This is a genomic window from Erysipelothrix sp. HDW6C (assembly GCF_011299615.1).
GTDB lineage: Bacteria > Bacillota_I > Bacilli_A > Erysipelotrichales > Erysipelotrichaceae > Erysipelothrix.
In genome coordinates, this window is record NZ_CP049861.1 from 17750 (window position 1) to 33469 (window position 15720).

The 15720-nt window shown below is 40.0% G+C and carries 13 protein-coding genes; 8 read left to right on the forward strand and 5 right to left on the reverse strand.

All coding sequences use genetic code 11. The annotated features are described in order from the left end of the window. Positions 1 to 133: 133 nt before the first annotated feature. A complete protein-coding gene (locus tag G7062_RS00130; protein WP_166063895.1) occupies positions 134 to 901 on the forward strand; it encodes a hypothetical protein in 768 nt (255 codons plus the stop codon). 58 nt (positions 902 to 959) lie between these two features. On the opposite strand, the gene G7062_RS00135 is transcribed toward G7062_RS00130, so the two are convergent. Both G7062_RS00135 and G7062_RS00140 read right to left on the reverse strand, forming a co-directional pair. After that, positions 960 to 2798, reverse strand: a complete 1839-nt coding sequence (locus G7062_RS00135) for an InlB B-repeat-containing protein (protein ID WP_240915999.1) — start codon at positions 2796 to 2798, stop codon at positions 960 to 962. 338 nt (positions 2799 to 3136) lie between these two features. Further along, positions 3137 to 3778 carry an NAD(P)-dependent oxidoreductase gene (locus G7062_RS00140; protein ID WP_166063897.1) on the reverse strand — a complete coding sequence of 214 codons (642 nt, stop codon included), beginning with the start codon at positions 3776 to 3778 and terminating at the stop codon, positions 3137 to 3139. A gap of 227 nt (positions 3779 to 4005) precedes the next feature. Between G7062_RS00140 and G7062_RS00145 the strand changes: the two genes are divergently transcribed. From G7062_RS00145 to G7062_RS00155, 3 genes are all read left to right on the forward strand, one after another. Continuing rightward, a complete protein-coding gene (locus G7062_RS00145; RefSeq protein WP_166063898.1) occupies positions 4006 to 4209 on the forward strand; it encodes a cold-shock protein in 204 nt (67 codons plus the stop codon). 122 nt (positions 4210 to 4331) lie between these two features. After that, positions 4332 to 5693: a Y-family DNA polymerase gene (locus G7062_RS00150; protein ID WP_166063899.1), complete on the forward strand. Its 1362-nt coding sequence runs from the start codon at positions 4332 to 4334 to the stop codon at positions 5691 to 5693. Further along, positions 5680 to 6042 (forward strand): hypothetical protein, encoded by a 363-nt coding sequence (locus G7062_RS00155; protein WP_166063900.1) that lies wholly within the window; start codon positions 5680 to 5682, stop codon positions 6040 to 6042. Before G7062_RS00150 ends, G7062_RS00155 begins: the two co-directional genes overlap by 14 nt. A 48-nt stretch (positions 6043 to 6090) precedes the next feature. Here G7062_RS00155 and agaD read toward each other — a convergent pair whose 3' ends face one another. The 3 genes from agaD to agaB are packed head-to-tail and all read right to left on the reverse strand — an operon-like array spanning position 6091 to position 8182. Beyond that, a complete protein-coding gene (agaD, locus tag G7062_RS00160) occupies positions 6091 to 6894 on the reverse strand; it encodes a PTS galactosamine transporter subunit IID (RefSeq protein ID WP_166063901.1) in 804 nt (267 codons plus the stop codon). Further along, positions 6884 to 7696, reverse strand: a complete 813-nt coding sequence (gene agaC / locus G7062_RS00165) for a PTS galactosamine transporter subunit IIC (RefSeq protein WP_166063902.1) — start codon at positions 7694 to 7696, stop codon at positions 6884 to 6886. Before agaC ends, agaD begins: the two co-directional genes overlap by 11 nt. A gap of 18 nt (positions 7697 to 7714) precedes the next feature. Beyond that, positions 7715 to 8182, reverse strand: a complete 468-nt coding sequence (agaB, locus tag G7062_RS00170) for a PTS galactosamine transporter subunit IIB (protein ID WP_166063903.1) — start codon at positions 8180 to 8182, stop codon at positions 7715 to 7717. Positions 8183 to 8481: 299 nt separating this feature from the next. Between agaB and G7062_RS00175 the strand changes: the two genes are divergently transcribed. The 4 genes from G7062_RS00175 to G7062_RS00190 all read left to right on the forward strand — a co-directional run bounded on the left by G7062_RS00175 (position 8482) and on the right by G7062_RS00190 (position 15646). Next, positions 8482 to 10971, forward strand: coding sequence for an excinuclease ABC subunit UvrA (locus tag G7062_RS00175; protein WP_166063904.1), 2490 nt, complete (start codon positions 8482 to 8484; stop codon positions 10969 to 10971). A gap of 175 nt (positions 10972 to 11146) precedes the next feature. Continuing rightward, positions 11147 to 12883, forward strand: a complete 1737-nt coding sequence (locus G7062_RS00180) for an ABC transporter ATP-binding protein (RefSeq protein WP_166063905.1) — start codon at positions 11147 to 11149, stop codon at positions 12881 to 12883. Further along, complete coding sequence (locus G7062_RS00185; RefSeq protein ID WP_240915961.1) at positions 12873 to 14630, forward strand: ABC transporter ATP-binding protein; 1758 nt, start codon at positions 12873 to 12875, stop codon at positions 14628 to 14630. The genes G7062_RS00180 and G7062_RS00185 overlap by 11 nt, the downstream gene beginning before the upstream one ends. A gap of 11 nt (positions 14631 to 14641) precedes the next feature. Beyond that, entirely contained in the window at positions 14642 to 15646 is a 1005-nt protein-coding gene (locus G7062_RS00190; protein WP_166063906.1) for a winged helix-turn-helix domain-containing protein, read from the forward strand. Positions 15647 to 15720: the final 74 nt, after the last annotated feature.

Consider the following 15720-nt stretch of genomic DNA (forward strand, 5'->3'; position numbering starts at 1 on the left):
TTTTTTTACTCCAAGTATATCATTGTTGACACATCACAATTTGTAAGCTAGCATTAAAAATGTAGCGACACAGATTGTTTTTGAATCACGAGAATCAGTTTACATAGGAGTGATTACTCAAAAGGAGAAGACTATGGATAATTATTTTAAAGATATATTTGGTAAGACAAATGAAATTATTGCCAGTGATATAAAGGTTAGAGGCAATCAATTGAAGTTTAACGCACTGACAATGCAAATAAGTAATATTGCAGTCTTGGAGGCTTCCGAAGGAAAATTCCCTTTAACGCTAGTGCAGATTCTTATTTTGTTTGCCGCAATCGGACTCTTTTACGCGGGTTCATTTTTTTCATTCCTGGGATTTGTAATCCTTGCGGTGTTGGCAATTACTTTCTATTTCAGTTATATGGATTACAAGCGCAATCGCTATATTCTCAGATTCCACATGAACTCAAGCAGTAATTATTATATTGGGTTTAAGACTATTGAAGCAATTCAGAGAATACGGGAGGAACTGGAAATGGCAATAAATGGAAAACGTGATGATCAAACTATTCATATTGAAAATCAAACAGTAGTTCATGGCAACAACCATGTTGTACATAATGGCAATCAGGAAGTTGACTACGGAAGTCAAAATAAGACATCAAACCACACAAATTCTGTCAACACCATCAATTGGGGTGCAGTAGAAGCGAGCTTAAGTCCATTATTGACGGATGATCGTTTCAGTGATTTTGAGAAGAGTGTAATTGGCGAATTACACGTTGCCGTTAAGGATCACAACGAAGTGGAAGTACGTTCTATTTTTAGTAAGTTCAAAACATTCTTTAAATCAGACGTCTTCAAGGGCGTTGTGAGTGGCGTTCTTACAGAATTTATTACATTCTATATGAAGTAGTATTACACACAAAAACAATCTGAAACTACACAAAGCCCTCGTTTTTACGAGGGCTTTGTTAGTGTTTGCGATTCTTTTTTAAAATATGCGTACTGAGAAGTAGGGTAATCCCCAGTGTCGAAACGAAGTACCCCAACGTATTATTGGCAATACCCGTATTGGGTAGCTTTGGTGCGGGGGATTCAACTACAGTTTCAATACGTTCCCATTGTGCTGTATAGATTTGATTTTCTGTGACGGTGTCAGCAATTTCCGGACTCCATCCCTTAAATACGTAACCCGAACGTGTGGGTAACCCCACATAATCTGGCGTGATTGCCCCTTCTTCTACAAGGTATTCTTGATCCGCAAAGATTATTGCGTCAGCTACGCCATCGACATACGTGACTTGATATTTAGTTGTGACAATTGGATTGAGATTCCATTTTGCAAAAAGTATGATGTCATGTTCAACTTTATCAGTCATGAAATCCCATTTTTCCGTAAAGCTATCGTCAACATACCATCCTGCAAATGTGTATCCTGCCCTTGTTGGTGATACGGGTGTGTCAATGCGTGAACCAAAGTCCACATCTTCAATTTGTTCCATGTCATTGCCATTTTGTGGGTCAAAGGACACGTGGAATTGTGGTATCTGAATGGTCACATGTACATTCCCTTGTAGCTTTCCATCCATGTTATTGAAGCTGGCATCAAATTCTAATGGGGAGTCTTTGATTGCAACTGTCTGGTCATCAACCATCGTAACGGCATCACTTTCAATCAAAGGTAAAGACTCATAATTATAACGATGGAACGTGTTTGTGATTTCTGAAGTATTTAAATAATGGGCATACTCTGGACCCGTAAGGTGCAGGGTCACTTCGGCTGTTTGATTGTCCCCTCTTAGCGTTGTGACACTTGCTGGGATAGGACTGAAATCAACAATCTTATTATGAGAAACGTTTAGATTCGTAAGTTTTGGTGCGTTTGCGAGCGGCGTTAAATCGGCTAAGTTTGTACCTTGAATTTGAACTGACGTTAAACTCTCCATATTCTCTAGCCCTGAGATGTCCTCAACCAAACCATACACAATTTTTACGCGTTCTAGGTTTCTTGAATTTCGCAGACCATTAAGATTTGTAAATTTATTTTGATCAAGAATAACATCTTTTAGCGATGTTATATTTTCCAAAGGATCCAAACTCTCAATTTGGTTTGACCAAACATGAAGATACTCGAGTTTGTTTAAGTTTTCAAGACCATGAAGGGATTTCACCTTATTATTCGTAATCGTTAATACTGTAAGATTTGTAAGATTGCTTAAGGGTGTTAGATCTTCTATATCGTTATACATCAAATTGAGACCTGTTATTTTTGTCAGTTGTGACAGCGGTGTAAGGTCGGTAATATGGCCTCGCGAAGTTGACGTTCCTTGTATTGTAATGTAACCTTCGAGATTGACTGCATACTGAAGTCCCTCCAAGTTTGAAACATCACCATAGGATATTGTGCTAATTTGCGTTAATTCTTTCATTCTCGCAACTGTTATTTCATCGTCTAAAGTAAGATTCAATTGGCGTTTGATGCGAATTCTTAATTGCTCATCTGGAATCGTGACAATTGCTTGATCTGGGTTTGACTCAACTTGAACTGTATTTTCTTCAGTGGATTCAAAATCATTTGACATTTCCACACTATCTTCATTTTCAACCACTTCTTCGACAGATTCTGAATCATGTTGTATTCCTTCATTGGCTTCATCTTCAACCACATCCTGATTCACCATTTCATCGAAAATTACGGTATCGTGTTCTTTATCGTTCATCCCTGTATCACCATCCATCGCAAAAACTGGTACAGAAATTGCACAGATAACACTTAGAAATATACCGATAATAATAGATTTTTTACGCATCACTCTCACACTCCCTATTGCTTCAGATAGGTTGTCTTCAATACAATCATTTCAAATAGAACACATAAAACGATTAATATTTAAACTGACAGCCTTTTCCATACAATCTTAACAAACTAAGCATGGAATGGGTCTCAAATGATACTAAATCGTTGATAATTGTAACAAGCGGACGTTTTTTGCATGCTATAAATTCATTTATAGAGCATGCTGCAACCGATTCAAAATTTTCGTATATCCCTCAGTGTAAAACATGTAATTTTTGAAGCTAAGAATTCATTTGCTTTTGCCTACAATTAAGTATCTTTACACCAGAGTAAAAACATAAATAGTGGCCATTATGCGTTGTTAATCGTAAAACGATCGCAATGAACCGTTGGTGTTTCAATCTCATCCAACAATGCAACTGCAAATGTTCCACTTGTTACTTCAGAATTTCCTTCCTCATTGACTAAAAGGTGATTTGTACCACGTACGTAGTTGTGTGCATCTCCAGGAATAAACATTGCTGATGGGGAAACGCCAACCCAATTAACATTATCAACATTCTTTAAATATTCATACTCATACTTTTGATTAATGGGTGTTGCAATCCATGCCGCTGCTGTAGGGTCTTTTTTGAGTGTTTCAACAAAAGGAATATCGTTTTGATCCAACAAGCTCCCTGCCCCCAATATGAACGCGATACGCGGTGTTTCTGTTTCACGGAACATTGTGATCAAGTTTGCCGCAAAATCGACATGACGGTACGCCTTGTCCGGTGTGATACTGAAAGCGTTGATGATAACATCAAAACCTTGCAAGTCCGCAACAGTAAGGCTGAATGCATCCTTCACAATCATGTGTTCAGGATTATTCAAAAGTTTATTTGCTTTGTCGGCATCGCGAACGATTGCGGTTGTATCATGACCGCGTTTTACTGACTCGTGATAAAGTGCACTCCCTGCCATCCCTGTGGCACCAATTATTCCTATTTTCATACATATACCTGCTTTCTTTATATCTTTGTATCTAAATTATAGAACGTGTTGGGTACAGATTCCACTCAGGAGTTTACAAGTTTATCGTATTATCCACACTTAATCGCAAATACCGTGATAAAAATTTGACATTTGCTGACTTTAAGCGTATGGTTAATAAGTTAAGTTAACTATTTTTGTGATAATGTCATGGAATCTAAAACTTATTCTAGACAGGAGGCAATCACATGGAATCAGGAAAAGTAAAATTCTTTAATGGAGAAAAAGGCTTTGGATTCATCATCAACGATGCTAACAGCGAGGAACTTTTTGTTCATTTCTCAGGTATCATTGCTGAAGGATTCAAAACATTAAACGAAGGTCAAGCAGTTACATTCGATATCGAAATGGGACAACGTGGACCACAAGCAATTAATGTTAAACCTTTATAATTTGTAATTAAAGCAAGTTATAGCTAAAGACGGGAAACCGTCTTTTTCTTATATCTAATTTAGAATACGTCGGAATATGTCGTATTTTTTTGTTATTATAGGAGTAGAAAAGGAGGCACTACATGAAACAATCACCGATCTTTGATTATCATAAAGAACCATCCCGCGATATTCTATGCATTGATTGCAAGAGTTTCTATGCCTCCTGTGAGGCAGCATCACTTGGACTTGATCCCCTTAAGGTGAAACTTGTGGTTATGAGTTATCCAAGTGACAGCACGCGTAAACGAGGTAGCGGGCTTATTCTGGCATCCAGTCCTTCCGCAAAGAAAGCTTACGGTATCACCAATGTCAGTCGCGCACGTGACTTGCCCTTCCCCTATCCCAAAGACTTGGTTATCGTTGCTCCTCGCATGAACCATTACATGCACGTGAATCGGAAGATTAATAACATATTTCGAACCTTTGTTGATGATGCGAACATCGCTGTGTACTCTGTTGATGAAACCTTTCTTGATGTCACAGATTCGCTGAGTTATTTCAAATGTGATAGTGCCTATGAGCTTGCGCGCATCATACAACGCAAAGTATTCTCAGAAACAGGAATCTATACAACGATTGGAATTGGTGAGAATCCTCTGCTTGCGAAATTGGCACTTGATAATGAAGCAAAAGATAACCCAGATATGAAAGCAGAATGGCGTTATGAAGATGTCGAATACAAACTTTGGAATATCGATACGATGACAGACTTTTGGGGAATCGGTCATCGCACAGCAAAGCGTCTGAATAAACTTGGAATTTATTCAATACGTGAGCTCGCTCACTCAAATTTTTATCGTTTAAAAAAGGAAATGGGTGTTTTGGGTGCCCAGCTTTATGCGCATGCTTGGGGCATCGATCGGACGTTTTTGGGCGAAGATTATGCTCCAAAGTCAAAATCTGTTGGGAATTCTCAGATTCTTATTAAGGATTATGATAAGCGCAGTGAGATTGAAATTGTGGTCCGCGAAATGGCCGACCAAGTTGCCACGCGATTACGTAAAGATGATAAACTAACAACATGTGTGAGTCTTTGGGTTGGTTACTCCTTAACTTATAAAGATGCGGCCGGAAGGTCTGGATTTAGCAAACAACTCACCATCGATGCAACCAATACCAGCAAGAAAATAACCGAGGCTGTATTGCGGATCTTTAATCAGTATTACGATAAACAGGTTGTCAGAAATATTGGGATATCCTGTTCAAAACTTGAGGAACCTACGCGTCAACAATTAAACCTCTTTGAAGATATCAAAGAGACCGATCGCAATAAAAAGTTTGATGAAGTTGTCGATCAAGTTCGCCGAAAGTATGGTTTTACAAAGATGATTTACACAAGTAGCCTGATGGAAGGGGGACGTGCAATTGCGCGCAGCTCCTTAGTCGGTGGGCATGCTGGGGGCATGGCGGGAATTGAGGGGAAATCTGATGAAGAGGACTAAAAAAGAATTCACGAATTACAACGACTATTATGATCGACCTTTCGGGCTCAAGTGGGGAACTGCTTTTGCACTTTCAGAGTTGACTCAAGTTATCAACAGTACAAAAAATGACGCCTTAAAAACAATTGTTGAATTGCCCATTATGTCTCGTGAGGAAATGGATGATGTGTTGCAAATTGCTTTTTTGAAATCATTGAAAGTTGAGATTCAATTGAGTATTCGGGATGAAAATGATCGGTTGTTGGATTCGCTAACAGGTTCCTTTTCTGGAATGGCTGATGCCGATAATGTATTCATTAACGATATCCCAATTGCATGGGAACATATTCGCAATATTAGAATCTTATAAAAAGGGTCACCGTCTGATATTGGACGGTGACCCTTGGCATGTCTCTAATTATAATATTCCAAAGAAGGAACATACAATTGCCAGTATAAATGTAAAGAGAATCAAAACTACAGGATTCACTTTTTTATTTCTTAATAGGTAAAACATCAGCAATGTATACGCCATCGGCAAGAGATTTGGAAACACCTTGTCAAAGAGTGCTTCTTGAATGTTGACAACGTTTGTATCACTGATTGCGATTTCAGCGACAACATTGATGTTGACATAGGTCGCTATCAATCCACCAATAACGGTAATACCAAGAATTGTTGCTGATTTTGAGATTAGTTCCGAACTCTCTTTAATCTTAGATAGGGCTTTGGTTCCAAGATTGTATCCCATACGCGTCAGTGGGATTCGCAACAAGAATATTCCCAGGTAGACAAGAAAGAAAAGAATTGGCCCTACAAAGCTTCCATCCATTGCAAACGAGGCACTGATTCCCGCAACAATTGGTAGTATTGTGAACCAAAATAGTGCATCGCCAATCCCTGCCAATGGAGCAAACAGTGCCATTTTCAATCCTTGAATCGTCGAACGGTCTTCTTTTTGTTCTTCCATTGAAATAAGAAGTCCCAATAAGAACCCAACAAGTTGAGGATGCGTATTCATAAAACCAAGGTTATCACGCATCGCAGCTGATAAACCCTCTTTATCATCCGCATAGATTTTCTTTAGTGCCGGTACTTGTGCGCCTAAGAAACCACCGCCTTGCATACGCTCATAGTTAAACGATGCTTGCAAGAGTGTTGAACGCCATGCTAGTTTGTCGATATCTGCTTTCGTGAGTGTTTTCGGTGTATTAGATGCCATCTTCTTCATCCTCCTCTTTTGTAACAGGTTCGAATTTCTCTAATCCATCTGCAATTGCGACATCACGATCTCGTTCTAAATTAAAGACAATTAGAGCAAGAGCAAGTCCCACCATGGCTACTGGTAAGAGATTTGAGAATGGTAGGAACGAAGCCAAAACAAATCCGATAATGAGATATGGAATATACGACCCTTTCATCATCACTTTCAGTAGCATACCAAAACCAACTGCAGGTAAGATGCCTCCAGCAATTTCAAATCCATGTGTCAGCCACTCTGGCATTGATGTAACCAGTGACTTCATGGCATCTTGGGCAACATACGCACTCAAGAATACAACGACAGCGTAGGTAACGCCGACAATTAATGTTGTTATTCTATTTATATTGAGAATTTTCTCAGTATCTGCATTATCAGCAGCAATATCTGCGCCTTTCATAAAGAATGAGAATGTTGAATAAAAGAATAGGATAATGTATTGCATTAAGAAACTAAATGGCAAGGACAACCCAATTGATGCCTCGGGTGTGCTGCCGCTAGTGTGTGCTAGTACAACGGTCATGACGGCCGCAAGCACAGGGTTTGGTGGTTGTGTTCCACCCGCTGGTGTTAAGCCCGCAAACGTCAGCTCTGTCAGTCCCCCTGCAACCAACCCCAATTGTGCATTGCCGAGAATAATCCCCGTCAATGTCCCCACAATAATCGGTCTAAATATAAAGAGTGCTTCAAGCCAAAAATCAATCCCTACAATGAGGGCCATTACTGCAAGCAAGATTCCTTGCATCAGTGTAATTGATTGCATTGTTTAATCTCCTCCTAATTATTTGATAAGTTCTTTTGAATCCCCCGGTACATCTTGTATGTAAAGATCAACACCCTTGGATTTTATGTATTCAAAATCCGCCATGTCTTGATCATCAACATATACTTTTTTAGAAATTGCCCGTTTCCCTTGTGAGAAATGCATATTTCCAACATTCACTTCATTGATTGGCACACCGTGTTCAATTAAATAGCGGACATCTGCTGGTGTCTTACAGATTAAGAAAATCTTTTGTCTATCTGCCGCTTTATGAATAATCTCCGCTGTTTTTTCTAAAGTAAAAAAGCGAATACCAACACCTGATGAATCTGTGATTGTCTTCATCAATTCTTGTTGGATGGGATCATCTGCAACTGCATCGTTTGCAACCAGCAAAAGATTTGCCCCCAATGTCATTGTCCATGTTACCCCAACTTGCCCATGGACAAGTCGGTTATCAATCCGTGTGAGTAGAATATTAGCCATAATGAAACCCCTTTCTAAACTAATCATACACCCTGTGCTTTTTTATTCAAATTGTGTACTAAAAAGTGCAAATCAATTACCATATTTGAATAATAGGCCTTCGCTTTCTGATATAAAAACCAAAACCAATCGTGCACCGTTCAAAAGTACAAGTTTTGTTTGTACTTTATAATTTAACGATAGTCCTTTTTCGAAAAGTATTGCGATAATTGTGTGAGTATTTGTGAAAGGTTTGAAACGAAAATTGAATTTGCATGATTGATGCACTATATTGAAGTGAGAAAGATTGGGCATAACGTATGAAAAAAAGACAGTTTGATTCGCAAATTCATGTACGCAAGGCACGTATGAATAATTTGAAAAATATCGATGTGGATATCCCTTTGAACGCATTTACCGTTATTACCGGACTCTCAGGGTCGGGTAAATCATCACTTGCCATCGGGACCTTGTATGCAGAAGGAACACGACGTTACTTAGAAGCGTTGTCCTCCTATACACGGCGACGCATTACACAAGCATCGCGAGCTGATGTTGACAGTATTGCAAACCTTCCCGCGACATTGGCTTTACACCAACGGCCCGATATCCCTTCTATTCGATCTACTGTTGGTACACAAACCGAAGTTTTGAATATTGTGCGTCTTATGTTCTCACGTTTGGGATCTCATGTTTGTCCTAATGGACATCGTCAGAAACCCACGCTCAATGTGGCGCAGGAAATGGAGATTGTTTGTCCAATTTGTGATGTTCATTTTTTTGGACCCAGTGCTGAAGATTTCGCATTTAATGGAAATGGTGCCTGTCCAGAATGTCATGGCAATGGGCAAGTGCAAACAATCGTTGCTGATCTTCTCGTCCCTGATCCAACCCTCACCATTAATCAAGGCGCGGTAAAGCCGTGGGGATTGCCCGGTCGTTCTCTTATGAAAAGACTTGCTCATGAGCAAGGGTTACGACTCGATGTTCCTTTTAAAGATCTCACATCAGAAGAAAAGCACATTGTGTTGCATGGAAAAACTCTAAAAAAGAGGATCATTATGCCGACTTCAACTGGAAAAGCATTTGAGATGGATGGCGTTTATGAAAATGCATTTGATGCGGTTAAACACAGTCTTGAGAAAACAGAGAATGAAGCAACCGCATCACGCGTCAATCGTTTCTTGGAAGTAAGAACCTGTCCATCTTGTCACGGTTCACGCTACAGCCCCAAAGTAATCACATCTCACCTGTCTTCGAAATCAATTGCGGAGGTAAGTGACTTTGATTTGCTTGAATTGCAATCATTCATCAGTGTGATTCCAACTACCTTGCCCAAAAGCATGCATCACTTATCCCAACAACTTATCACGGAGAGTCTTGGTTTAATTCAACCCATCGTCAAGCTTGGTCTCGATTATCTAACACTGGCACGTAATGGCAACACGCTTTCGACAGGCGAGCTGCAGCGCATTCAACTCGCGCGAACAACTCGCAATGAAATAACGGGTATCCTGTATGTTCTTGATGAGCCAAGTGTTGGTCTTCATCCCGCAAACACTGAAGCTTTAATTGAATCCATTGAACATATTATCGATCAGGGAAACAGTGTTATTGTAGTCGAACACGACATCGATATCATCAAAGAGGCTGATTATATTATTGAAATTGGTCCCGATGCAGGTGCAAATGGTGGGCAAGTTATTGCACAAGGAACACCGACCGAGATCATTCAAAATCCGAGTTCACGGATTGGTCCTTATCTATCGGGTGATGCTACCATTGTTGTGCGTGAGCGCGTAAATCTTGCGGATTATTTCACGATTGAAGTGAAAGACCTCTTCAATATCATCGATGCCCAGGCATCTTTTATGTATCATGGATTAAATCTTGTTACAGGTGTGTCTGGTTCTGGTAAATCTTCGATGATCTTTGATAGTTTAGTGCCTGCATTTCAAAACTTAGTAAAAAAACAAAACAATCAGACCCACGCAATCTTGCACAATGCAAATAACTTTGATGATATTGTGATGATTGATGCTTCCCCAGTTGGAAAGAATGTTCGCTCTTCTGTCGCAACTTACATGAAAACAATGGACAACATTCGCCATGTTTTCGCTGCAACAGATGCAGCCCATGATCACAATTTGTCATATGCTGACTTCTCCTACAATAACAAGTCTGGAGCATGCCCTTATTGTAGCGGTATTGGAACGGTAACATTTGATGTTCAATACCTTCCGGATATCTCCGAAGTGTGCCCGGTTTGTAATGGAGACCGCTACAATCCAAACGTGCTTGCAATTACATACAAAGAGAAAACAATTGCCGAGGTTCTTCGATTAACAGTTGCACAGGCAATTACTTTCTTCTCCGACGACTCTAGTATTATAAAAGACTTACGTATCCTCAGTGATATCGGACTCGATTATTTGACTCTGGGCGAAAGCACTTTGAGTCTTTCTGGAGGAGAATCGCAACGATTAAAACTTTCTACCTATCTCGGAAAGAAACATATGGAAACACTTTTTGTATTTGATGAACCTACGACTGGACTACATCCCCAAGACGTCAAGGTTCTCATCGGAGTGTTCCAACGTCTTATTAGCCGCAACGCTACCATTATTGCCATCGACCACGATTTGGATTTGATTGCTAATGGAGATCATATCGTCGATATGGGACCTGGAGGTGGGAAGTATGGTGGTAACGTTATTGCGCAAGGCGATGTTCGCACCTTAGCTAATGATCCTAAGAGTGTTACAGGTAAGTATCTTAAGGAACATTTGAATTTCTACCAAACATTCTAAACAAGAAGCCACTTTTGGGCTTCTTGTTTTTGTATAAACAGTTACTGATGATTCTCTGGATTCGATGACATCTACTTTTATCTAACTAAACATTCGATGTTATTTGACATACGATACAATTGTGGTATATTATATCTAACAAGTAGTTAGATAATCATCTAACAGGAGGTATTTTATGATCAACAAACTCAAGCGTCTATGGCACGAATCGTACGAAACAAAGAGTCTGAAAATTCTAGTGATCACATTTTTGTCAATTGGAATATTGAGTCTTTTTGCCTCAAGCGCAATTGGATCCATTACTGAAGAAGCAATAGATTTGAATGCAACTCGAATCATGCAAAGCATCCTCGCATTTGCCGCAACAAGCATCTTACTTTTAATACTTAACTATGCCGTCAACATCTATCAGACCAAAGTCAATGAACGGATGAGAGTGGCTTTAAAATCGAAAACAATTACAAGCATTCTTCATTCACATTCGAGCTTTCGTGCCAATCAAGAACAAGGCGATATTATCGGACGTCTGGATTCTGATATTTCAAGTATTGTGGGTGCAGCAAGCCTCAGCGTTCAGCTCATTCGCGCCTGTATCTTGCTCGCAATCCTATCCTTAGGCATGTATCTTATTGACTTCAGAATCCTCTTACTTTTCATTATTCCCTTCCCTATCATCGCACTGTTGCAATATCTCGCCACTAGAATGTCAATTCCACTCGTATTGCCATGGAAAGTAGCGATGGGTGAGACCAATGCACTTACGCAAGATATTATCAACAACCGTACTACAATACGTACTTTACAGATATACGATCGGGTTAAAAATTGGGTTAATCTTGCATTGAAAAATTCTGCTGACAAAAGTATACGGGGAATTTCAATCTTTTACTTAATTGTTATTCCCGTTGCAGTTCTCACTGTTGCACCCTTATTCCTAATCGCTCTTGGTGGATCTTACTTTGTTTATCAAGGACAACTTTCAATTGGACAACTTATCAGCGCTTTCACCTTAGCACAACTTGCGACTTCAGAATTCAATCTCCTAAGTACCGCAGTTCAAAATATTCCTCAGCTTTTAACATCAACTGAGCGAATTTATCCGCTATGGGATGCACCTAAAGAAAATTTCGGAAATTACTCTGGAACAGGCATCCAAGATGCGCCGCTCATTGCATTCGAAGATGTGAGTTTCTCATACCCACACGATGATGATACAGAAAATACAATGCTTCTAAACCATCTGACTTTCTCAATTAACGAAGGCGACCATGTGGGTCTTGTTGGAACAAGTGGTTCTGGAAAGTCCACAATCTTTAAACTAATCACCCGATTTTATACACCAACAACGGGAACCGTTTTGTTTAGAGGTATCCCAATTCAAGATTGGAATAAGGATGCATTACGCCACCAAATGGCAATGGTCACACAGAATACCTATTTGTTCAACGACAGCATTCGAAGTAACTTTGAAGTCGTTGTTCCTGAAACCAACGATACAACAATCATAAACATACTAAAAGATATAAAACTTGATGATTATGCAAGTGCTGATGGCCTGAATATGATTGTCGGAGAACGGGGTAATCGTTTATCCGGAGGTCAAAAACAACGCTTATCCATTGCACGTGCATATTTACGCAACAGCCCACTTTTAATGCTGGACGAGGCAACCTCAGCACTTGATGTTGATACTGAGAAAGCTATCCAGAAAATTTTATCCTCCCATGAATTAGATCAAACTCAGCTGGTTATTGCCCATCGTTTATCAACGTTAACCGATTGCGATCGCATTCTTGTCATGGTTAAAGGAAAAATTATCGAATCAGGGACACACAATGATCTCTTGAATCACCACGGAACATACTACAAACTCTACCAAAATCAACAGGAGGAACATTCACATGAAGCATAAGTCATCAACTCTCAAAGCAATGCACGCCATCTGGAGTGTCATCAAAATCGGTTCATGGGCGTTTGTACTATCGGTCATCGGAGCAAGTATTGTAAGCCTTTCTAACTTTGGACTTAGTTTCCTAATCGGAAAAATCACACAGGTTTCTATTGACCAAGCGTCTGCTGGAACATTTGATTTACATCTCATGATTTCATTAGCCACTTACCTTGTCATTGCACTCCCTTTCATCATCATGGGACAAACGCTAAATCTTGTTGGTGGACAGTTCGCCGAAAAACGTCTTAAAGGAAAGATGATTGATCATGTACTTCACCAAAGCGAGGCTGATATTGTTGATGGGCACTCCGGTGACATGATGAATTTACTGACAAACGATGCCGCAGTCATCAATGACTTTTACTTTCAAGGTCTCAGCCATCGCGCAATAGGGCCATTGGTCGCAGGGATCGCAAGTTTAATTGTGACATTCTCTGTCGACATTCGCTTTGGGATCATTGCCGTTATTATTGGCCTTACAACGGTACTCACTTCAACACGCTACTCAAAACGCATTCAAGATGGCTACCTCAGTGCGCGGGAAGCACAAAACTCAGCAACCAATCATGTCTCAGAGATATTAACCAACGAAGAATTCATCCGCCTGTATGGCATTGATCACAAGCTTATTGCCGAGTACGATCAAAAAAATATGGATTATGGGAAAAAGGTTCTCAATGCTGAGCGGAATAAACATAAAGTCACAGGATGGAATGAATCGTTCGACCTCATATCAAAAATTGCATTTCTTGGTGTTGGCATCTATTTTAGTTTCACATCACACTTCCCTTTTTCAAAAGTGATGCTTTTGTTACCACTTCAGGGTTCGATTAGTTACATGTTTGGGAACCTCGGAGTTTCATGGAACTATATCTTAGAAACCGCAACCTCCGCGACACGCATTGATGATTTCCTAACAACGGAGCGCGAAAACCTAAGAATGAACTTGCCTTCACTCCAATCTGTTGCGGCATCGTCAAAAATTTTGTTTGACCATGTTTCATTTGGTTACAATCGTGATCACCATATTCTTAACGATGTTACCTTGGATATTGATGCAAAGGAAACAGTTGCGTTCGTAGGGGCATCAGGAAGCGGAAAATCAACATTGATGAAACTCTTACTCGGTTTTTATAATACCGATTCAGGAAATATATACATTGATACGCAAGATGTTATGCAATTCAACCTACCAAGCGTTCGTTCACAAATGAGTTATGTCCAACAGGAAGCCCCTTTATTCAATCTTTCGATTCGAGAGAACATCAAACTTGGCGCCACTAACTATGATACTGTTGACGATAGTGCAATCATCGTTGCAGCAAAAAAAGCTGCAATCCACGATTTTATCATGACCTTACCAAAAGGCTATGATACTCAAGTTGGTGAAAACGCTGGGAAAATATCAGGTGGTCAAAGACAGCGAATTGCGATTGCGCGTGCATTCATGAGCGATGCCCCAATCCTTATCATGGACGAACCAACTGCATCCCTAGACAGTGAATCTGAAAACCTTGTCCAACTTGCGTTGCAAAATATCCGTAAAGAAAAAACTGTGCTCATTGCCGCACACCGCTTGCGCACAATTCAAGATGCCGATACAATAGTGGTCTTAGACCATGGACACATCACAGAAAAAGGCAATCATCGCGAGTTGATTGAACGTGAGGGTCATTATTTCAATACATTTCAAAACCAACACAACTAAAGGAGCCATTCATGATCATTCATTCCGAACCACTGTATGCCTATGAAGCATACACGATGTATCAAAGTTTTCTCTCCGAAAGAGAGCGTTATTCCGATCGAGAATCACCTGATTTCAAGACACGTATCGATGCAATTTATGACACGTGTGCAACAGCCATGTCATCGCTAACTTTGTCCCACTCTGAAATTAGTGAGATTCTTAAAACATACGGATCGGGAAACGCACTCGATGCTTGGGAACCGTTTTACTTCCTGTATCAACAATTTGGCGTCTCACCCGATAACGCACGTAAAGAAATGACCGCACGACTTCATGAGTTTGCGCTTTTCCATCTTGGGAAGGCAAAACCAAGCGATGTAGATACGCTGCCACTTTTCGACCTTATTAAAAATGCATCTCTCTCTGCGAGTGAAAAGTGGATATTGTTGTGGATCGATAAAGACTTTGAATACTTAGCACACCAGCTCAATGAAGCGCTTGAAATACTTGTGCCACACGTAAAAAAAGCAACGCTTGGATTTAAAGATGATGTAGCACTTCTTGTTAGCCAATGGACGAAACGAAGCGAAGAACAATCACTCATCGCATATTTTGAAAAGCAATTTGGTGTAACTCTGCCGAATGATACAATGCCTATGTACCCAAGTATCCTCGCTAATCAAGCCCTGTCTATCTTTTCAGATGACCAGTTATTTATCGGTTTATCGTATACAGATGCTCACTTAGAAACATTCAACATCAACGACGATGTTGCCCACCGCGCTTTTAAAGCACTTGGTGACCGTAGCAAATATGCCATTCTCAAAGAACTTGTCGATTCAAAGAAGTACGGACGCGAGCTTGCGGAAAGTTTAGATCTTACGCCCGCAACAATTTCGTACCACATCCAAGATTTGCTAAATAGTGGTGTTATACAGGCATCCGCAACTGACACAAATCGTATTTACTATGAAATTAGAAAAGATAAAATTAAAGAAGTCTTTGCTTTTGTTACTGCAGAATTCAAACTCTAGATGGTTGCCAGTTGGCAGCCTTTTTGTATCCCCGAATCGGTGCTATAATTAGGCTATATGTATTTTTGTAAAGG